24 protein-coding genes are annotated in these 19,842 nt (G+C 27.5%); 10 read left to right on the top strand and 14 right to left on the bottom strand.

Features of this window, described 5'->3' with window-relative positions; all coding sequences use genetic code 11:
- Nucleotide 1: 1 nt before the first annotated feature.
- Nucleotides 2–1,093, bottom strand: a complete 1,092-nt coding sequence (locus tag AVBRAN9334_RS03490; RefSeq protein WP_250325182.1) for a metallophosphoesterase — start codon at nt 1,091–1,093, stop codon at nt 2–4.
- Nucleotides 1,094–1,095: 2 nt separating this feature from the next.
- Complete coding sequence (locus AVBRAN9334_RS03495) at nt 1,096–1,743, bottom strand: Crp/Fnr family transcriptional regulator (RefSeq protein ID WP_214118979.1); 648 nt, start codon at nt 1,741–1,743, stop codon at nt 1,096–1,098.
- Nucleotides 1,744–1,802: 59 nt separating this feature from the next.
- Here AVBRAN9334_RS03495 and gltX point away from each other — a divergent pair, with 59 nt between their 5' ends.
- The 3 genes from gltX to AVBRAN9334_RS03510 are packed head-to-tail and all read left to right on the top strand — an operon-like array spanning nt 1,803 to nt 5,051.
- On the top strand, nt 1,803–3,140 hold the full coding sequence (gene gltX / locus AVBRAN9334_RS03500) for a glutamate--tRNA ligase (RefSeq protein WP_336607043.1): 1,338 nt from the start codon (nt 1,803–1,805) through the stop codon (nt 3,138–3,140).
- Nucleotides 3,127–3,441 (top strand): YggT family protein, encoded by a 315-nt coding sequence (locus AVBRAN9334_RS03505; RefSeq protein WP_336607044.1) that lies wholly within the window; start codon nt 3,127–3,129, stop codon nt 3,439–3,441. The genes gltX and AVBRAN9334_RS03505 overlap by 14 nt, the downstream gene beginning before the upstream one ends.
- Nucleotides 3,438–5,051 carry a lytic transglycosylase domain-containing protein gene (locus tag AVBRAN9334_RS03510; RefSeq protein ID WP_336607045.1) on the top strand — a complete coding sequence of 538 codons (1,614 nt, stop codon included), beginning with the start codon at nt 3,438–3,440 and terminating at the stop codon, nt 5,049–5,051. Before AVBRAN9334_RS03505 ends, AVBRAN9334_RS03510 begins: the two co-directional genes overlap by 4 nt.
- A 505-nt stretch (nt 5,052–5,556) precedes the next feature.
- Here the strand turns inward: AVBRAN9334_RS03510 and dnaK are convergent.
- Genes dnaK through AVBRAN9334_RS03525 form a run of 3 tightly spaced genes read right to left on the bottom strand, consistent with a single transcriptional unit; the run spans nt 5,557 to nt 8,780 of the window.
- A complete protein-coding gene (gene dnaK, locus AVBRAN9334_RS03515) occupies nt 5,557–7,422 on the bottom strand; it encodes a molecular chaperone DnaK (protein ID WP_214118833.1) in 1,866 nt (621 codons plus the stop codon).
- Between the two features lie 12 nt (nt 7,423–7,434).
- The gene (locus tag AVBRAN9334_RS03520; RefSeq protein ID WP_336607046.1) at nt 7,435–7,998 is read right to left on the bottom strand and encodes a nucleotide exchange factor GrpE; all 564 of its coding nucleotides are present in this window, start codon (nt 7,996–7,998) and stop codon (nt 7,435–7,437) included.
- Nucleotides 7,995–8,780: a hypothetical protein gene (locus AVBRAN9334_RS03525; RefSeq protein ID WP_214120281.1), complete on the bottom strand. Its 786-nt coding sequence runs from the start codon at nt 8,778–8,780 to the stop codon at nt 7,995–7,997. The genes AVBRAN9334_RS03520 and AVBRAN9334_RS03525 overlap by 4 nt, the downstream gene beginning before the upstream one ends.
- A gap of 247 nt (nt 8,781–9,027) precedes the next feature.
- On the opposite strand from AVBRAN9334_RS03525, the gene AVBRAN9334_RS03530 reads away from it, so the two are divergent.
- Both AVBRAN9334_RS03530 and AVBRAN9334_RS03535 read left to right on the top strand, forming a co-directional pair.
- Nucleotides 9,028–9,273 carry an XRE family transcriptional regulator gene (locus AVBRAN9334_RS03530; RefSeq protein ID WP_336607047.1) on the top strand — a complete coding sequence of 82 codons (246 nt, stop codon included), beginning with the start codon at nt 9,028–9,030 and terminating at the stop codon, nt 9,271–9,273.
- Between the two features lie 2 nt (nt 9,274–9,275).
- Nucleotides 9,276–9,425: a hypothetical protein gene (locus AVBRAN9334_RS03535; protein ID WP_214118826.1), complete on the top strand. Its 150-nt coding sequence runs from the start codon at nt 9,276–9,278 to the stop codon at nt 9,423–9,425.
- Nucleotides 9,426–9,482: 57 nt separating this feature from the next.
- Here the strand turns inward: AVBRAN9334_RS03535 and AVBRAN9334_RS03540 are convergent, their stop codons facing one another.
- Both AVBRAN9334_RS03540 and AVBRAN9334_RS03545 read right to left on the bottom strand, forming a co-directional pair.
- Complete coding sequence (locus AVBRAN9334_RS03540; protein WP_214118824.1) at nt 9,483–9,950, bottom strand: peptidylprolyl isomerase; 468 nt, start codon at nt 9,948–9,950, stop codon at nt 9,483–9,485.
- A gap of 9 nt (nt 9,951–9,959) precedes the next feature.
- On the bottom strand, nt 9,960–10,667 hold the full coding sequence (locus AVBRAN9334_RS03545; protein WP_214118822.1) for a YebC/PmpR family DNA-binding transcriptional regulator: 708 nt from the start codon (nt 10,665–10,667) through the stop codon (nt 9,960–9,962).
- Between the two features lie 55 nt (nt 10,668–10,722).
- On the opposite strand from AVBRAN9334_RS03545, the gene AVBRAN9334_RS03550 reads away from it, so the two are divergent.
- Complete coding sequence (locus tag AVBRAN9334_RS03550) at nt 10,723–11,247, top strand: GNAT family N-acetyltransferase (RefSeq protein ID WP_336607048.1); 525 nt, start codon at nt 10,723–10,725, stop codon at nt 11,245–11,247.
- On the opposite strand, the gene AVBRAN9334_RS03555 is transcribed toward AVBRAN9334_RS03550, so the two are convergent.
- The 7 genes from AVBRAN9334_RS03555 to AVBRAN9334_RS03585 form a co-directional block, all read right to left on the bottom strand.
- Nucleotides 11,233–11,985, bottom strand: coding sequence for a TSUP family transporter (locus tag AVBRAN9334_RS03555; protein WP_214118818.1), 753 nt, complete (start codon nt 11,983–11,985; stop codon nt 11,233–11,235). The two genes, AVBRAN9334_RS03550 and AVBRAN9334_RS03555, sit on opposite strands and share 15 nt — an antisense overlap.
- 98 nt (nt 11,986–12,083) lie before the next feature.
- Entirely contained in the window at nt 12,084–12,842 is a 759-nt protein-coding gene (locus tag AVBRAN9334_RS03560) for a sulfite exporter TauE/SafE family protein (RefSeq protein ID WP_336607049.1), read from the bottom strand.
- A complete protein-coding gene (locus tag AVBRAN9334_RS03565; RefSeq protein ID WP_336607050.1) occupies nt 12,829–13,602 on the bottom strand; it encodes a TIGR02757 family protein in 774 nt (257 codons plus the stop codon). Before AVBRAN9334_RS03565 ends, AVBRAN9334_RS03560 begins: the two co-directional genes overlap by 14 nt.
- Nucleotides 13,599–14,588, bottom strand: coding sequence for a glycoside hydrolase family 3 N-terminal domain-containing protein (locus AVBRAN9334_RS03570; RefSeq protein ID WP_336607051.1), 990 nt, complete (start codon nt 14,586–14,588; stop codon nt 13,599–13,601). The genes AVBRAN9334_RS03565 and AVBRAN9334_RS03570 overlap by 4 nt, the downstream gene beginning before the upstream one ends.
- Nucleotides 14,585–15,463 (bottom strand): NAD(P)H-dependent glycerol-3-phosphate dehydrogenase, encoded by an 879-nt coding sequence (locus AVBRAN9334_RS03575; protein WP_336607052.1) that lies wholly within the window; start codon nt 15,461–15,463, stop codon nt 14,585–14,587. Before AVBRAN9334_RS03575 ends, AVBRAN9334_RS03570 begins: the two co-directional genes overlap by 4 nt.
- Nucleotides 15,460–16,878 (bottom strand): Asp-tRNA(Asn)/Glu-tRNA(Gln) amidotransferase subunit GatB, encoded by a 1,419-nt coding sequence (gene gatB, locus AVBRAN9334_RS03580; protein WP_267525128.1) that lies wholly within the window; start codon nt 16,876–16,878, stop codon nt 15,460–15,462. Before gatB ends, AVBRAN9334_RS03575 begins: the two co-directional genes overlap by 4 nt.
- Nucleotides 16,878–17,561 (bottom strand): F0F1 ATP synthase subunit A, encoded by a 684-nt coding sequence (locus AVBRAN9334_RS03585; protein WP_214118807.1) that lies wholly within the window; start codon nt 17,559–17,561, stop codon nt 16,878–16,880. The genes gatB and AVBRAN9334_RS03585 overlap by 1 nt, the downstream gene beginning before the upstream one ends.
- Nucleotides 17,562–17,691: 130 nt before the next feature.
- On the opposite strand from AVBRAN9334_RS03585, the gene AVBRAN9334_RS03590 reads away from it, so the two are divergent.
- From AVBRAN9334_RS03590 to AVBRAN9334_RS03605, 4 genes are all read left to right on the top strand, one after another.
- Nucleotides 17,692–18,726: a flagellar basal body P-ring protein FlgI gene (locus AVBRAN9334_RS03590; protein WP_214118805.1), complete on the top strand. Its 1,035-nt coding sequence runs from the start codon at nt 17,692–17,694 to the stop codon at nt 18,724–18,726.
- A 149-nt stretch (nt 18,727–18,875) separates the two neighbouring features.
- Nucleotides 18,876–19,136 carry a rod-binding protein gene (locus AVBRAN9334_RS03595; protein ID WP_239803721.1) on the top strand — a complete coding sequence of 87 codons (261 nt, stop codon included), beginning with the start codon at nt 18,876–18,878 and terminating at the stop codon, nt 19,134–19,136.
- A gap of 54 nt (nt 19,137–19,190) precedes the next feature.
- A complete protein-coding gene (locus tag AVBRAN9334_RS03600; RefSeq protein ID WP_336607053.1) occupies nt 19,191–19,406 on the top strand; it encodes a flagellar biosynthesis anti-sigma factor FlgM in 216 nt (71 codons plus the stop codon).
- Nucleotides 19,406–19,834, top strand: coding sequence for a hypothetical protein (locus AVBRAN9334_RS03605; protein WP_214118799.1), 429 nt, complete (start codon nt 19,406–19,408; stop codon nt 19,832–19,834). The genes AVBRAN9334_RS03600 and AVBRAN9334_RS03605 overlap by 1 nt, the downstream gene beginning before the upstream one ends.
- Nucleotides 19,835–19,842 lie beyond the last annotated feature (8 nt).

Genomic DNA, 19,842 nt, shown 5'->3' on the forward strand with positions numbered 1-19,842 from the left:
CTTAAAGTCTAATTATTACTATTTCACTAGGTGCTAAAAAGCGTATAGATGGACCCCAAAAACCAGCACCACTACTAACATATAATTTAGTTTTTTTACCGATTTCATAAAGTCCGTGCAAAAATCCTTGCTGCATTAAAACAAAAATACTAAATGGGAAAATCTGCCCTGCGTGAGTATGCCCTGATAAAACTAAATCAAATCTACTCAAATCAAATTCCTTAGCTACAACAGGTTGATGAGCTAATAAAATATTGTATTTAGTATCATTAAAATTTTTATAAATTGGGGCTAAATCCATTGGCATTCCATATTTTGCACCCTTTAAATCATTTATGCCACTAAGCACTATTTTGCCTAAATCTATGCTTTCATTTTCTAATACTTTTATATTAGTTTGCTTTAATTTTGCTAGGATTTTTGTAGCGTCGTGGTAGTATTCGTGATTGCCAGTTACATAAAAGCAAGGCTTATTAAAGGTATTTAATAAATCCAAATAATCAATATCATCTATATTAGTATCTATTAAATCCCCAACAATTACTACATAATCAACTTCTTGTTCGTTGATTTTTGCGATTAATTTTTCTAAAAAATCTTTATGCAAATTCTTGCCTAAATGCACATCACTTATCATTGCGATTTTTATTCCTAAATTAGCATTTAAATCTACATATTTAATAGGTGGAATTTTAATTGCCTTAAATATACCTTGTAAAAAACACCCAAATGCAACAAATAAAACACCTAAATCACAAATTAATTTTAAAGTTTTTCTTCTATTTGTGTCTATATTTTTTACGCTTTTAAAGGCTATAAATTTAACAATATCATAAATTAAAGCGATTAAAAAGAAGAAGAAAGAAAAACCCAAAAGAATTGATAAAGTAGTATAAAGAAAATCAGGCAAAAAATTAGCTCTCATAGAGAACAAAAATACAACATTAGATATAAATAAAACTATGCAAACTAATAAAAAAAATCCTTTAAATCTAGGGAAAATTACTCTAAATAATTGTCTATAAATATAAGCATTTGCAATAAAAACAGCAACGCAAAATGCAATAGCAAATAATAAATGGTGTAAGCTCATAATTAATTCTCGTAAAGTGATTTTAAATATTTTTCATCGTGAATTATTAAGTTTTTATCATCATCAAAACTAATAATTCCATCATTTTTAAACTTAGCTAAAATTCTAGAAAAAGTCTCAGGAGCAAGATTTATAAATGAAGCTAATTGGATATGTTTTATGCTCTTAAATACTTCGCTTTGCTCGCAAACTAATTTAGCTAGCTTTGCTTCAGCACTTAAAATCATTTCATTATGAACGAATTCTGATAAATAAATTAACTTTTTTGAAATTCCACTTAATAAGGCTAGAACAAAATCAACCTTAGTTAAAAACTTATTTTTAAGCTCTTCAAAATCAATCTTAATCACTTCCCCACTATTTAAAAAACTAGCACTCGCAGGAAAAGGGATATTTTCAAAATTAGCTAATTCGGCTACAAAAGAAATCGGAGTTAATTTATGCATAAAAATTTCAGCTCCTTTTTGGTTGGTTTTATAAACCTTAATATTTCCTTTAATTAATAAGTGCAAATACTTACTACTTTCACCTTCCATAAATAGCATTTCGCCTTTTTCGTAGCTTTTAAGAATACAAATTTTTGCTAATTCTTCAAGCTCATTTTCGCTAAAATCTTTAAAAAAAGAAATTTTTTTTAATACTTCTTTCATTGGCACTCTTTTTACTTTCTTAAAATAGAATTATGAAAAATCATATCAAGGAATTACAAATGTTTAGATTTGCCCCATCACCTACAGGCGATATGCATATAGGGAATTTAAGGACTGCCGTTATTAATTATGTATGTGCGAAAAAATATAATAAAAAGTTTATTTTAAGGATAGAAGACACAGATACTGCTAGAAATATTCAAGGCAAAGAAGAAGAGATTAAGAGTATTTTAAATTTATTTGGGATTAATTGGGACGAATACTATGTGCAAAGCACTCATCTAGCAACTCATCAAAAATTAGCAGCAAAATTATTAGAAAATGGTTCTGCTTTTAAATGCTATTGCACCGAAGCTGAATTAGACGAAAAAAAAGAATTAGCAAAAAACGAAAAAAGAGCTTATAGATACGATGGAACTTGCGAGAATTTAAAACAAGATTTAACTAAACCATTCGTAATAAGACTTAAAAAACCTAAAAACACAATCACTTTTAAAGATGAAATAAAAGGCGTTTTATCATTTGAGCCAAATGATGTTGATAGTTTTGTGATTTTAAGAGCTGATGGGACACCTACATATAATTTTGCATGTTCTATGGATGATATGTGCGAAGGAGTTAGCTTTATTATCCGTGGAGAAGACCATGTAAGCAATACTCCAAAACAAGAACATATAAAGGCGTCTTTAGGCTTTAATGAGAGTATGCAATATGCACATTTACCTATCATTTTAGACGAAGAAAGCGGTCAAAAAATGAGTAAAAGACAAGAGCATTCAAGCGTAAAATGGCTTTTAAATGAAGGCTTTTTGCCTGATGCGATAGCTAATTATTTACTAGCTTTAGGCAATAAAACCCCTAATGAAATTTTTACTATGAATGATGCAATTTCTTGGTTTGAAATAAGCAATATTTCTAAATCTCCGGCTAGATTTAGTATGGCAAAATTAAGATTTATAAATAGAGAGCATATTAAGATTTTAGATGATGAAATTCTAGCTAGATTATTGTTTAAAGATGAGTTTTTAGCTAAGTTTAGCAATGTAAAAGTATTAGCAAAATTAGCAAAACTTCACTTAGAAGAAGCAAGCACTTTAAATGAAATTAGAGCTAAACTTAGTGGATATTTTCTACCATTTAATATAGTTTTTGCTAACAATTTAGATTTTAGTGAGAGTGCGAAATTATTAAAAGCTGAATTAGAAAAATCAAACATACCTAGCAAATACGAAGAATTTAAACTAAATCACAACGCTAATTTAAAAGGCAAACAATTATTTATGAGCTTAAGATTATTGCTTAGTGGTTCAGCTCACGGCCCTGAATTAGCACAAATTTATGAGATTATGCAACCTTGTATGAGTGAGTTTTTAAAGGTAAAAGATGAGCTTTGCTGATATTGTAGTTTTACTATTTGTATTGATAATAAGAGGACTAAATATTTATTCATATTTAGTTATTGCCTATTGTTTGTTTTCGTTTTTTCCACAGGCTTTTACAAGCCCTATCGGATATAAAATATACAATATTGTATATAAATTAGTAAGACCTGCCTTTGATTTAGTATATATGATAATACCGCCTAGATTTTTAAATATAGGTATGGTAAGTCTTGCCCCTATTGCTGTTTTCGTAGGAATACATTTATTACAAATCGGATTATTTGAATTAGTAAAAATCGTAAAAGGATTATTATGAAAAAATTAATTAGTATATTATTAATTGCTCAAGCTTTATTTTCATATACTTATGAAGAATTAAAAAATGAGCCAAACTCACTTGCTAAGGACTTTTTTTTATATAATTTATTAAAAAATAATGAGATAAAAAAAGAAGATTTAAAAGAATTTAAAACACATATTTTCCGTTTTGCTGGAGTTATGAAAAAAGAATATGAAAAACTAAGCAAAGACATTAAAGAAGAGCCAAAGACATTACCTGCTGATTCTTGCTATAATTATTCAATCAATTCTATAATGAACGCAGATGAAAAATGTCAGGTATTTAGACTAAAAGAAATAAATTTTGCAAAAAAGTTAAGCAAAGAAAACCTAATAAAACTAGCAAATATTTATAAACAAAAAGATAAAAATCTAAGCTCACAATTAAGCATATTAGCTAACAAAAACCCTGTGGCAGAAAGCATTAAAAAAGGTGATGGAAAAACCTTAATGAAGCTTTATTATGATGGATATAAGCTAGATGATTTTTCTCCAGGGCCACTTACTCGTGCTAGTATGATGGAACACCCTAATGCTTATAAATTTTTAAACTCAGCTATAGTAGATGATAAATATCCAAAAATAAAAGAAAAATTAGCAAGTCTTGATAAAGAAGACGCTAAAGAAGATTTAGCATTTGTATTAGGTTTAAATGCACTTATGTTTAATAAAAATGCCTTAGCAGAAAAATACTTTTTAAGAGCTAATAAAACTTATAAATATAAAAGACCAAAGGATAATGCTTTATTTTTTGCTTATTTAGCTAGTAATAAAACTAGGCATTTAGATACTTTAGCAAATAGTGATGATTTAAATATTTATAGTATTTTAGCAAAAGAGCTAACAAACACACCATTACCGACCATCATCACACCAAATCCTACAAAAAGCATAGATTATCCTATAAATAATGCTTTAGTTCAAGCTAGATTTATGAATGACATTAAAAACGCTGATACTCAAAAGCTTAGCGAAATGCAAGAATATTTTAATACCAAAAATACTCAAGGACAATATCTAGTAATTAGCGATAAATTAAGTAATTTTAAAGATAATATTTATCCAATACCATTTCCTGAAGAATTAGCCAATTATAGCGTAGAGCAAAAAGCACTAATTTTAGCTATTGCTAAACAAGAAAGCAGATTTTTACCAGCTTCTGTAAGCACTTCTTATGCTTTAGGTATGATGCAATTTATGCCTTTTGTAGCAAGACATACTGCTAAAGTTGATTTTAATGATAATGATTTTGATGTTACTCAAATGTTTGACCCAAAAATAGCTTATAAATTCGCAAACGCTCATATAAATACGCTTAAAAAAGGAGTTAAGCATCCTATATTTATAGCTTATGCTTATAACGGGGGCTTAGGATTTACTCAAAGAATGCTAAAAAAAGATTATATGTTTAATCCAAATTCTAAACTAAAATCATACGAACCATTCTTATCAATGGAGCTTGTGCCTTATTTAGAAAGTAGATTGTATGGTAAAAAAGTTTTAGCAAACTATTATATCTACCTAAAAATATTAGGTCAAAATGTAAAAATGAGTGATTTAATAAAACAAATAGATAAAAATCAATAATATAGGTATTTTTACCTATATTATCCTTAGCTTTTGCACTAAATTATAAGAGCTAAAAACCATTTAAAGCTTAAATACTAGTATAAAAAAACAATTCAAATGATTTTAATAACTTACTTTATAATAATTGATATATGCTTTGAATATTGCAGTAATAAAAAATAAATTATATTTTGGGTTTAAAATTGCTATCAAATGTTTTTAAAAATACTTAATTTTTATATATGCTTATTTAAAAACTATATGACTTATTTAAATTCTTAAAAATTATTTTATAAAATATAAGAACTCTTATTTTATATACTTTTCATACTTAATTGTAATTTACAAAATTAATTCAGAGCTTGCAATCTATTTTTGTGTAAAAATATAATATTTACTAAATTTTACCATCAATAAAAATAAACATTAAAAGATATTTTAAATTAAGATAAATTAGGAATTTCAAATTGAAATTCCTAAAATTAAGGATAAATCCTTGTAAGACTAGTTTTTTAATAAATTATTATTCTACTTCTGCATCTACTGCATCATCTTTTTCGCTTTTTTTAGCGTCTTTGCTATCATCTTTTTTGTAAAGATTTTCAGCTAATTTATGACTTGCGTCGCTTAGTTTTTTCATTTTCTCATCTATTTGAGCTTTTGTTGCGTTTTCATTATTTACTACATCATTTAGCTCATTTATTGCACCTTCAATCTCTTGTTTAATTGCAGGTTCTACTTTATCTCCTAAATCATTTAGACTTTTTTGAACTTGATGAACTAGGCTTTGAGCTTGATTTTTCGCATCTACTACTTCTCTTCTTAATTTATCAGCTTCTTTGTTTTTCTCAGCTTCGTTTATCATATTTTTAATCTCTTCATCACTTAATCCGCTTGAACCTGTGATTGTGATATTTTGAGCTTTACCACTTGCTTTATCTAATGCACTTACCGTTAAAATACCATTTGCGTCAATATCAAATGTAACTTCAATTTGCGGCACACCTCTTGGAGCTGCTGGGATACCTTCAAGATTAAAATTACCAAGAGATTTATTATCACGGCTAAACTCACGCTCACCTTGTAAAACATTAATAGTAACTGCACTTTGATTATCTTCTGCAGTTGAGAATGTTTGGCTTTTTTTAGTAGGAATTGTTGCACCTTTTTCTATGATTTTACTCATAACTCCGCCTAAAGTTTCAATTCCAAGACTAAGTGGAGTAACATCAAGTAAAAGCACATCTTTTACATCACCTTGAATAATTCCTGCTTGAGTAGCAGCACCCATTGCAACAACTTCATCAGGATTTACGCTTTTATTTAGTTCTTTTCCAAATACTTTTTTAACTTCTTCTTGAACTAAAGGCACACGAGTTGAACCTCCAACCATTACTACTTCTTTAATCTCGTTTTTGCTAATTCCTGCTTCACTTATAACTTCATTGATTTTTGTGATAGTTTCAGCCACAAGTGAGTCAATCATTCCTTCAAATTGAGCTTTTGTAATTGTTTTTACAAGGTGTTTTGGACCTGTTGCATCAGCTGTAATGAATGGTAAATTCACTTCAGTTTGATTTGTGCTTGAAAGCTCTTTTTTAGCGTTTTCTGCTGCTTCTTTTAATCTTTGTAAAGCCATTTTGTCATTTCTTAAATCAATTCCTTGCTCATTTTTAAACTCAGTTGCTAAGAAATCAATTAATTTATTATCAAAATCATCTCCACCTAAAAACGCATTACCACCAGTTGCTAAAACTTCTACAACACCATCACCAGTTTCTAAGATTGTAACGTCAAATGTCCCACCACCTAGGTCATATACTGCAATTTTTTCAGCACTTACTTTATCAAGACCATAAGCTAGAGCTGCTGCAGTTGGTTCGTTTATAATTCTTAATACATTTAATCCTGCGATTTGACCTGCTTCTTTAGTAGCTTTTCTTTGTGCATCGTTAAAGTATGCTGGAACGGTAATTACTGCATCAGTTACAGATGTTCCTAAATAGCTTTCAGCATCCTCTTTAAGTTTCATTAAAACTTTTGAAGAAATTTCTTGTGGAGTGTAAGTTTTACCTGCAATTTCTATCGCACAAGCACCATTTCTATCTACTATTTTATAAGGTAAATGTTTTGCCGCTTCTTTAGCATTGTCTTCATTCATCATAAGACCCATAATTCTTTTAATTGAATAAATTGTTTTTTCTGGGTTTGCTACTGCTTGGCGTTTTGCACTATCACCTACTAAAACTTCGCCTTTATCTGTAAATGCTACTATTGAAGGAGTTGTGTTTTTTCCTTCTTTATTTGGAATTACTTTTTTTTCTCCACGCTCATAAATTGCTACACATGAATTTGTTGTTCCTAAATCTATACCTATTGCTTTTCCCATAATTTTCTCCTTTTATTTTGATACGCTTACTTTACAAGCTCTAATTATTCTGTCATTTATCATATAACCCTTTTGAAACATAACTGCAACACAATTTGGTTCAAGCTCTGCTTCAACATGCATCATAGCTTCGTGATAACTAGGGTCAAATTCATCACCTTCATTAGCTACGATTTCTTTGATTCCGTGTTTTGCTAGGATATTTTTAAATAAACTTAAAGTATTATCAATACCTTGTTTAAGTTGTTTTGAAAACTCATCATCTGCTTCAAAATTACTAGCATTTTCTAATGCGTCTAAAACAGGTATTAAATCCTTAAGTAATCCTTCTTGTGCATATAAAACAGCACTTTGCTTATCTTTTTCTAAGCGTTTTTTATAATTTTCAAAATCTGCATTAGCTCTAAGATAAGCGTCTTTTAATTTTGCAAATTCTTCATTTGCCTTATCAAGCTCTGCTCTTAAAGCAATTTCTTCATTACTTAACTCATTTTGTTCGCATTCACAATTTTCATTGCATTCGCAAACTTCTTCGTTATTTACTACATTTTCTTCTTGCGTGGCTTTTTCGCTCATATCGCCTCCCTTAATTGATTTAAAACATTTTCATAGTCTGTAAAAATACTACCTGCAATTATTAAAGAGCTTTTATTTTGCATATAATTACAATCTAATTTAACTCCCATAAAATCAGGTAAAAATAGCTCATCATAAATCAAGTTATTAGTAAAATAATCAAGTAACTTTAAATTCATAATAGAACTAAATGAAGAAAGTTTTACAATATTTGCAAAAATTTTTTCTCCACATATAAATTTAATTTTATTTTTAAAAGAATTTTCAATATCACTTAAAGTATTTATTAAATTTAATCTATATAAAATCGTCTTAATATCATTTATTTCATATCCTTTTAACTGATTAAAAAGTATATTTAATTCATCGTTAAAATCAATCAAAACCCTATTTTCTATAAAATCTAAAATAATAAATCTATTTTCAATGTTTAAAATATCATTTAAAAATATTTTTTTGTTATCAACAATAAGGAAAAACAAATCATTCTCGTTAGCAACTCTTAATAAATTTAAAGTTGAGTTTAATTCTAATTTAGAATTTAATTCATAATTAAAAAATTGCTTCCAATAATATTTCATAGCTTTTTGAGTAGGAATTCTTCCACCGCTTGCGTGAAGTTTTGAAATATAACCATCACTATCAAGTTGTTTAAAATAAACTCTTATAGTGCTTGCAGGAACATTCAAACTATCTTGCAATAACATAGAGCCAATTGGATTTTGCTCGCTTAAATAAGCTTTAATCATTTGCTCTAGTATAAAATCAGTTTTTTTACTCATTATCACTCATACCTTAAAATTGATAAACGAATTATATCACTTGAGTTGTTAACTATCAAGTGACTATTTAGTCTAATACACTCAATTTAATTTAGTAAAATTATTTAACCATATTTTTATACATTATTTCGTATATATTTTATTTTTTAATGTATTAATTTAAGGATATTTTGTATTTTTTATATTTTTTTACAAATATAAACTCCGTTTTAGCGAAGTTTAATTTTTAAAATCGTATAATTTAAAAATGATTGAGACGAACGATATATTTAATTTATTACATAATGCGATAGAAAGTAAAGAAAATGGTAAGAAAATTTCTTTGCAAGCAATGTCGCAGCGTTTAGGATTACCTATGCGAACTTATCAAGACTGGCGTTTAGGTAATTCTAAACCACAAGCAGTAAAAGCTGTATTTACAATGCTTAGTGAATTAGATGATGATGAGTTATTATTTTTAATGTCTCGTATAAGAAAACAATTAAAGGATTAAAAGTGATTACCGAAAAGGAAAGAATAGAACTTGATATGATATTTAATAGTATTAGAACAAGTAAAAAAAATATAATAAAAAGATATTTAAAAAATATCTGCAAAAAACTTTTATATCCTCGTAAAAAGCAATATAATCATCAATTTAATTAATTTTCAAATTCTTTAACCTAAATTAAAGAATTTGAATCATATCTTATATATTTTAAATTATTTTATTTCAATACTTTCAATAATATCGCCTTGGCGGATACTATCAAGAACCTTTAAGCCATCTTCGTTATTAACTTGACCAAAAATCGTATGAACTCCATCTAAGTGTGGTTGTGCTGAATGACAAACAAAAAATTGAGAGCCACCAGTATCACGACCAGCGTGAGCCATAGATAAAGTCCCTCTTAAATGCTTATGCTCTTGATTTTTGCATTCACATTTAATATTCCAACCAGGACCACCTGTGCCTGTGCCTAAAGGACAACCACCTTGAATAACGAAATTAGGAATTACTCTATGAAATTTTAGACCATTATAAAATCCATTTTTTGCTAAATGAACGAAATTTAAAGTAGCTTGCGGGCTATCTTTAAATAAAGTTAATTTCATATCACCTTTATTTGTCTTAATAATAGCTTCATTAATATTTTCTAAATCTGCAAAATTGTCATATACCTTTAACATAATTTTTCCTTATTCTATATTTGTATAAACTGCTTGAACATCATCATCTTCTTCAAGCTTATCTAATAATTTTTCAAGTTCAGTGATTTGCTCTTCACTAAGACTTATTGGATTGTTTGGGACATATTCAAGTCTTCCACTAACAAGCTCTAATTTAAGTTCATCAATTCCTGTGCTAAGCTCTTTAAAGCTATCATAAGCTCCGATAATTCTTACATTTTCTTCTTCATCTTCTAATTCTTCTAAACCAAAATCAATTAGGCTTAATTCTAATTCTTCTAAATCCATATTAGGTTTTTTACATACAAAAACACTTTTTCTTGAAAATAAAAATTCTAAACTACCATTTACAAGTGGAGTAGCTCCGTTTTTATTAAAAATAGCTTTTATATTAGCTGCGGTTCTATTGGTATTATCAGTAGCAACTTCAACTATAATTTGCACTCCGTAATTAGCTTTAGCTTCATAATGAAGGCTTTTAATATCGTTTCCATCTTTACCTGCTGCTCTTTTTAATGCCGCGTCAATATTATCTTTTGGCATATTTTGAGCTTTTGCTGTTGCTATTGCTGAACGAAGTTTTGCGTTCATTTCAGGGTCAATTCCACCTTCTTTTGCTGCAACTTCAATAGCTTTTGCTAATTTTGGAAATATCTTACTCATCTTATCCCAACGAGCTTCTTTTGCTGCACGTCTGTATTCAAACGCTCTTCCCATATTCACCTCTTATAATTAAAATTTGGTTAAGATTTTACAAAAACAAGGATAACTAATGATTAGACCTGCTAGAATGAGTGATTATAAGGCTTGCGAGATTTTAGACTTAGCAATGGCTGAGTTTAGTGAAAACTTTTTTAACGAGAAAGACTATCATAAAAAAATAGAAAAATTTTATGAATTTTTTGGCAAGGAAAAAACTAGATTTTGTCTTGATAATTTATTTGTATATGAAAAAGACAATCAAATTATTTCAATTTGTTGTGCTTATGGCGATAGAGAATATAATGATGACGCTTTAAAGCAATATTTAAAAAATATAAACTCAAATTATGAGATTATAAAAGAATGCGATAAAGATGAATTTTATATAGATAGTGTAGCGATAATTCCTAGCTATAGAAAAATGGGGATATTAAAAGAAATGCTTGAATATGCAATTAATATAGCAAAAAATAAAGGTTATAAAAAAATTACACTAATAACCAAATCTTCACAAATATACGAAAGATATGGTTTTAAAGTAATAAATGAGTGTAAAGAATTTGAAAACTATTTTAAAATGCTAAAAGAAATTTGAATATATTAATTTACAAATAGTGCAAAAAACAATAATTATAAAAACCCATCTAATTATATTTATATTAATTTTTAGAAGGCATTTACCACCTAAATAAGCACCTATTATCCCACCTATTCCCATAATAAGACCAAGTTTAATTAAAACATCATAAAAGCACAAAAAGAAACATAAAGAACAAACATTGCTTGTAGTGTTTAATAATTTAGTATTTATTGACGCTTGCTTTAGATTAAATCCTAATAAAGAAGTAAATGCTAATATCCAAAACGAGCCAGTTCCTGGTCCTATAAAACCATCATAAAATCCCAAAATAACACCAAAAATTATTAAAAATAAAGTAGTGCTTAAAATAGCTTTTTTGTTTATATTCCCTAGATTTGGCTTAAAAATAGTATAAATAAATACTAATATTAAAATAACTAAAATAAGTGGCATAATAGCTTCATTAGATATTAAAAGCAAAACATAACTTCCAAGAATTGAAAAAATTGCTGTTATTAAAATTCCAAGTCTTAATTCTTTAAATTTTATTTCTTTTCTTAAACTAAATACAGCAGAAACTGCAGCCATACTAGCTTGTAACTTACTAGTTGCAATAGCTAAAGATGGTGGCACTCCAAGTCCTAAAATCACAGGCAATGTAACAAGTCCGCCACCACCCACAATAGCATCAATAAAACCACCAATAAAAGAAGCTAAAAAGCCTATAAAATATTCTAATAAACTAAATTCCATAAAGAAATTATATAATAATTTTAGTTAAATTATACAAGACTAAATAAGTTTATAAAAAGTCTTTTATATAAATAAATTTTATAATTTGTAATAAAAAATTATTTTAAATAATATTCATAAGTTAGTTTAAGTAAAGTTATAAAAACAATAACTAAAAATATTTTTTTGATAGAATCACTTTTGTATTTTAAAACAAATTTAGCACCTAAAAATGCTCCAAATATACCACATACTGCCATTTTTAAACCAAGTGAATAATAAATCTTAAAATCTATCATAAATATTATAAGAGAAATCATACCGCTTGCCATACACAAAGCCTTAGCATTAATACTTGCTTGTTTAATATCTTGACCTATTAAACTAATGCTAGCAAATATCCAAAATGAACCTGTAGCAGGCCCTAAAAATCCATCATAAAATCCTATCAATAAGCCAAAAAACGGATAGAATAATTTTTCACTCATTATTTGCTTAGCTTTAATACTACCTAGTTTTGAATTGAAAATAGAATATATAAAAATCAATAAAAGAGTAAATAATATAATGGGTTTTAATGGTTCAGGATTAATTATTAAAAGAACCCTAGCACCTAAAATACCACCTATTATGCTAAAAATCATTCCTATAAATACTTTTTTAAATTCTATATATTTAAATAGAGTTGAAAACGAACAACACATCGCAAACATTGCTTGAAATTTGTGAGTGCTAATGGCTAATTGTTCTCCTAAACCAAAAGCAATTAGCATAGGTATTATAATAAGCCCTCCACCGCCGCAAATTGCATCAATAAAGCCAGCAAATAATGCCGATATTAAAACTATAATTTCTTGGATAATACTAATTTCTGGCATTTTTAATTAATTCTTGTAAAGAATTTTCATCATTAGTCTGAGATATTCTATATAAAGCAAAATCATATTTTAAAGGGTCTTCATTGCAAAAATTTTTTAAAGCCTTACTAAGCTCTAGCATACATTTTTGATCGGCTTGTTTTCTTTTAATAAGCCCTAACATAAGCCCCATTTTATGCGTATGTGTATCAAGTGGCATTAATAAATCAGCAGGACTAATTTCATTAAACAAACCCAAATCTAAATTATCATTTCTTACCATCCAGCGATAATACATACAATATCTTTTATACGCACTTGTATTATTAACTTTACTAAAAAAGAATTCATACCCATCACTTCTATAATCATTCAATGAATAAATCTCAGTAATTAAAGCTTGAATAACTTCTAATATTTTATTATTTTTGCTTGTTTTATAAATTTTATGACTAAAATCTTTTATACTTGATTTTTCTTTAAATCTTTTTAAACTAATAAAAATTTCTGCTACATCTCTTTCGTTTTGAAATCTATATTTGTGATTTATTTGCCTTATTTCTTCATCACTTTTATTAAGTAAAGTAAAATCAAGTTTTTTTAAAAATTTTACTATAGCACCAGCATTTCCATACGCAAATAAAGCGCATATTAAAGCAATAAATTCTATATCTTTGCTATTAATATTATCATATACTACTTGCAATGGGTCAGGGTGTGAATATAAATTATCAATTGTATTTTTAATACCACTTTGTTCATCTAATAATTTTTTTATCATATTCTCTCTTTTAAAGAAGTAATTTTTATATAAGATTCTTCTAATCTACTTCTACTTATTTTGCCATCATCTACTGCTTGACTTATAATATCAACAACATAACTTGCTGTATCTCCATACTTTATCCTAGATAATCCAAAATATAATATATCAACTCCAGCATTTATACTATCAATTATCCTATCTTTAAAATCTATGCCATCTAAATCACCACCTAAGATATCATCACTTACTATTACCCCATTAAATGATAAATCATTTTTTAATATATTAATGATTTTCTTAGACATATTTGCTGGTTTTTTATCTAGTATAGGATAAATTTTATTTGAAACCATTATCATATCAACTTTATTAGTTTGTGTAAAATCATAAAATGGCTTTAAAAAACTTAATCTATAATCTTTAACAAAACTTGAAGAATTATTCATATCTCCAGGAAAAGTTTTAGCTGCTATTAAAATATTACTTTGCCTAAAAGCATCAGAGTATTCTCTAGCATAGATACTAAGTTTATCTAATAAATCATTAGTTATATTAGTATTTACCCCTAATGTTAAATTTAAATTAAGTCCTAATTCTTTTAAATTTAAAGCTGATTTTAGATAATTTAATCTAGCATCATTAATATTTAAATTCTGATTAATAAAATCAGGTTCTTTACAATATAAAAAATCATAATTTTTATCTAAATCTTTATAATCAATACCTAAAAATAATGGATTTACAATTGCTATATTTTTAAATCTACTTACTAATTTTTTTGCCTGCTCAATATCTGTGAAATTATTAGCCCTAAAAACTATACCACCAACTTTTCCAAGACTAGCTTCTTGACCTAATTTTCTTATATTGTATTCTTTAATATCTTTTCCATTAAAACCTATCATAATCATCTGACCAGCTAGTCTTTGGGTGCTTATATTTGATAAATTTTGAGAATACAATACAATATTTATAAATAATATAATTAAAAATTTTTTCATTTTTTTAATAAATCTTGTAAGCTAGTTTTTACATTCTTGCCATTTAAAATTAATAAAATTTCATTAGCAATAGGGCAATATATATTATGTGTTTTTGCAATTTTACAAACTGATTTAGTAGTATCAATTCCTTCAGCAACTTCATTTAATTCTTGCTTAATTTCATCTTGATTATAGCCCTTTGCAAGCATTAATCCCACTCTGTAATTTCTTGATAATGTTGAACTAGCAGTTAAAAATAAATCACCTGCCCCACTTAAACCTAGAAAAGTATTATCTTTAGCACCAAAAAACTTACCAAATCTAGTAATTTCTATAAGACCACGAGAAATAAGAGCAGCTCTTGCATTATTACCTAATTCTAATCCATCACAAATTCCACTAGCAATAGCAATAATATTTTTATATGCGCCACAAATCTCAGCACCAACGACATCATTATCAGTGTATGTCTTTATAAAACTAGGAAAAAAATTAGCAAATTCTTGATTTAACTTATCATTAACACCACTAATTACAAGTGCTGTTGGTAAATTTTTACTAACTTCTGTTGCAAAAGATGGGCCAGTTAAAACACTAATATTTTCTATTGGAAAAAACTTAGAAAATATATCGTGTAAAAATAAGTCTTGATAAATACCTTTTGAAGCGATTAATACATAATTATAATTTAAATTACTAAAGTTAGCTCTAAGATAATCATAGGTTCCTTGAGCACTTAATGCAAATATTAAATATTTACTTTTTTTAGCTTCGTTTATATCAATATATTCACCTGATTTTTTACTAAAAGAACAAATATTTACTTTGTTATTAAGTGAGATAGCATGAGCTATTGCACTACCCCACTTACCAGAACCAATTACGCTAATCATCCAAGCTTAGCCTTTAAAAGCTCATTTACTTTATTTGGATTAAAAGCTCCTTTGCCTTCTTTCATAGTCTGTCCTACAAAAAATCCAAACAACTTATCTTTACCTGACTTATATTCAGCTACCTTATCTGCATTTTTAGATAATATTTCATCTATTATTGCATTAATAGCACCATCATCACTAACTTGTTTTAATCCTAGTTTATCAATAGCATCACTTACACTTATATCGTTTTCAAACAAATAAGCTAAAACATCTTTGCCTGCTTTATTTGATATTTCACTATTTTCAATAGCTTTTATCAAATCTGCTAATTTTTCTTTTCCCACAGGAGAATTTGTTATATTTAATTCACCTTTTAATAAACCCATTAATTCTACACTTAACCAAGTTGTACTAAGTTTTGGAGAACAACCTGATTTTATTAAATATTCAAAAAACATAGCCATTTCTAGTGAGCTTACTAAAACCTTAGCATCATCTTCTTTTAGCCCATACTCGCTAACATAACGAGATATTTTCTCATCTGCAAGTTCAGGAATTGCAACATTAATCATATCAGCACTAGCAAATACAGGTAATAAATCAGGGTCTGCAAAATATCTATATTCAGCAGCTTCTTCTTTGCTTCTCATAGGTTTTGTAACAAGTCTTGTAGTATCAAATAATCTTGTTTCTTGAACTACTTCACTATCATACTTACCATCCATCCAAGCAGCTATTTGGCGTTCTTTCTCATACTCTATTGCTTTTTGAATAAATTTAAAACTATTTAAATTCTTAATTTCTACTCTTGTATAAAATTTATTATCGCCTTTAGGTCTGATAGATATATTAACATCACATCTAAAAGAGCCTTCTTGCATATTAGCATCACTAATATCTAAAAATCTTATAATAGAATGAAGTTTTTTAAGATAAGCTACAGCTTCATCAGCGCTTCTAATATCTGGCTCACTTACAATCTCAAGTAGTGGAGTTCCTGCACGATTTAAATCCACTAAAGAATTATCGTTTTCGTGAATATTTTTACCTGCATCTTCTTCAAGGTGAGCTCTAGTAATTCCTACTATTTTTTTACCAAAATCACCTTCAATTTCTAATTTTCCACCTTCAACTATTGCCACATCAAATTGTGATATTTGATAAGCTTTAGGTAAATCAGGATAAAAATAGTTTTTTCTATTAAAAATACTTACTTCATTAATTTTTGCATTAATTGCTTTACCAAAATATATAGCCTTTTGTAAAGCTTCTTTATTTAATACAGGTAAAGCTCCAGGCAATGCCAAACACACAGGGCAAACATTAGTATTAGCAACTTCACCAAAACTTGTCGCACAAGAACAAAAAATCTTAGTTTTTGTATTAAGCTGAGTATGAACTTCTAAACCAATAACTACTTCAAATTCCATTAATGCTCCTCATCAATTGCAATAGCACTAGCTATATATACATAAGTTAAAATCATAAATACAAACGATTGTAAAAATGCCATAAATGTTAAAAGAAAATATGGTGGAAGCGGAGCTACGATTGGAACTAAAGCCAAAATAACACCTAAAAATAAATCATCTCCTTTAATATTTCCAAAAAGACGGAAAGATAAAGAAACTATACGAGAAAAATGTGATATCACTTCAACAACAAACATAAGTGGAGCAATCACTTTAACAGGACCAAAAAAATGCTTGAAATACTTAAAAAATCCTTGAGTTTTTATGCCTTCGTAATGATAGTATATAAAAACAATTATTGCTAAAGGAAGTGTTAAATTTAAACTAGCACTAGGAGCTTCAAATCCAGGAATTATACCTATTATATTGCTTACAAAAACAACTAATCCAAGAGTAGCGATTAAAGGAACATATTTTAAAGCTGCTTCCTTTGAGCCTAAAGTATCTTTACCCATAGATAAAACACCATCTAAAAACATTTCCATAATATTTTGAATACCTTTTGGAACTAATTGCATTTTAGAAGTTGCTAATTTTGCTAAAACCAAAATAATTGCAATAACTAAAACGAAATGAATTAAATAAGTAATCGCTTTATTGTCATCAGCTATAAAATCACTAAATAAAAATAAATTGTGCATTTATTATCCTTAAAATTTGAAAGTAATCTGCTGATTTTACAAAAGCTAATTTAGTATTTGGTTAATGTTTTTGTAAAAAATATGGAATATGATTTGCTTAATTTAAACATATTTAAAATAAGGAAAAATAATGAGATTTATGATATTTTTGATATTTATATTAAATTCCTTAATGGCTTCACAAATAAAAGATATTGCAAATATTGTTGGAGTTAGGGATAATGAATTAATCGGATATGGTTTGGTTGTTGGTCTAAATGGTAGTGGAGATGGTTCTAGTAGCGAATTTACTATTCAATCAATTGCAAATATGCTAGGCTCTATGAATATCAAAATAAGCCCTGATGATATTAAAAGTAAAAATACCGCAGCAGTTATGATTAGTGCAAAATTACCTGCCTTTGCAAAAAGTGGGGATAAAATTGATGTAAATGTAGCTTCATTAGGTGATGCTAAAAGTTTAAAAGGTGGAACACTTTTATTAAGTGCTTTAAAAGGTGTTGATGGGAATATTTACGCATTAGCTCAAGGAGCGCTTAGTATAGATAGTAGTGGCAAAGGTGCTAGTATGACAAATGCAAAAATAACAAATGGAGCTAGTATAGAAAGAGAAGTTAATTTTGATTTTAACAATCAAGAAAGAATTACTCTAAGTCTAAAGCAAAATGATTTTGCACTAGCTAGTAAAATAAAAAATGCAATAAATAAAGCTTATGATTTAGATATAGCAAAAGCTACAGATGGTAAAACAATAATAATAGAAAGACCAGAAGAAGAAAGTGCAGTTGATTTTATAGCAAAAGTATTATCGCTAGATGCTGGAGAAATAAACGCAAATAGTAAAATCATAATAAATGAAAAAACAGGAACGATAATAAGTGGAATTGATGTAGAAGTTAGTCCTGTTTTAATATCTCATGGAAATATAACAATTAAAATTGAACCTAAAAGACCTTATGAACTAAAAGACAATGAAGTTGATTTAAAAGATGGTAGTGTAATTGATACTAGCTCAAATATTTTAAGAATTACTAACGATAAAATAACTTTAGCAAATATCACTAGAGCCTTAAATAAACTAGGTGCAAGCCCTGCTGATGTAATAACGATTATTAAAAATTTAAAACAAGCTGGGGCAATTAATGCTGAATTGGAGATTTTATAATGGATATATCAAAAATTTATGAAAATACATATAAAAATACTCTACCAAATACAAATACCTTAATAAAATTAAGCGAAGATAGTAAAAATAATTTTTCTAATTTATTAGAAAAAGAAATTAATAAAATAGAAAATAAAAAATCTCATGAAATTTTAAATTCTAATTTAATAAACCAGCCAAATACTGCAAAAGTAGATGAAAAATTGTTAAAAGAACAAACAGATGCTTTTGAAGCATTTATGATAAAAAGTGTCCTTGATATTAGTCTTAAATTAGAAAATCCACTATTTGGAAAAGACGCTGGAGATGATATTTATGGCTCAATGTATAATGATGCTATGAGTAAGGCTTTAAGTGGTGGGCTTGGATTTTCTGAAATGCTATTTAATTTTTTAAAAGAAAGGCTATAAAGTTTTTTAAACTGATTCCGATATAGTATGCAAATATTATAAAAAGGTTGAAAAATGTTAAACTCACTTAGTTCATCTATGGTATATTCAAGCCAAGATATTATGAAGCCAAAAGCTACAAAAAGTGAAAATGTTGATAAAACTGAAGTTAAAGAAACCAAAAGTTCTTTGAGCCCAAAAGCAGCTGCTATAGCTGAGCAAATTGCAAATGGAACTTATAAAATTGATTTAAAATCTACCGCAAATGCAATTGCAAATGAGTTATACTAATGATAGAAAAAAGACTAGCTACTGCTAATAATCTTTTATTAAAAATTATTAGCATAACAGAACAAGGAATAAGTGATATTAAAGAAGCTAGAAAAGATAGGCTTGATACTCAAAATAAGGAAAAAGTAGAAGCACTTAATGCTTTTTTAAAAGAAAAACAAGCTTTAGATAATGCCTTACTTGAATTAGCTACTAAAAATAATGGTAATTTATCAGATTTATTAAGTGAAAAATCAAGCGATTTATTACAACAATTAAAATTTAATTTAAATTACTTATTAGCAAAAAACAAAGAATATGCAAAATATGTGCTAAGTGTTAAAGAATTTTATGATTCTTTACTTGAAGAAATGTTAAAAGATAGCATAGAAACTAACGGATACAAACAAGAATTTAAAAGCACAACAACACTAAATCATAAAATATAAATATCTTT

The sequence above is a fragment of the Campylobacter sp. RM9334 genome (assembly GCF_020138145.1).
Classification (GTDB): Bacteria; Campylobacterota; Campylobacteria; order Campylobacterales; family Campylobacteraceae; genus Campylobacter_E.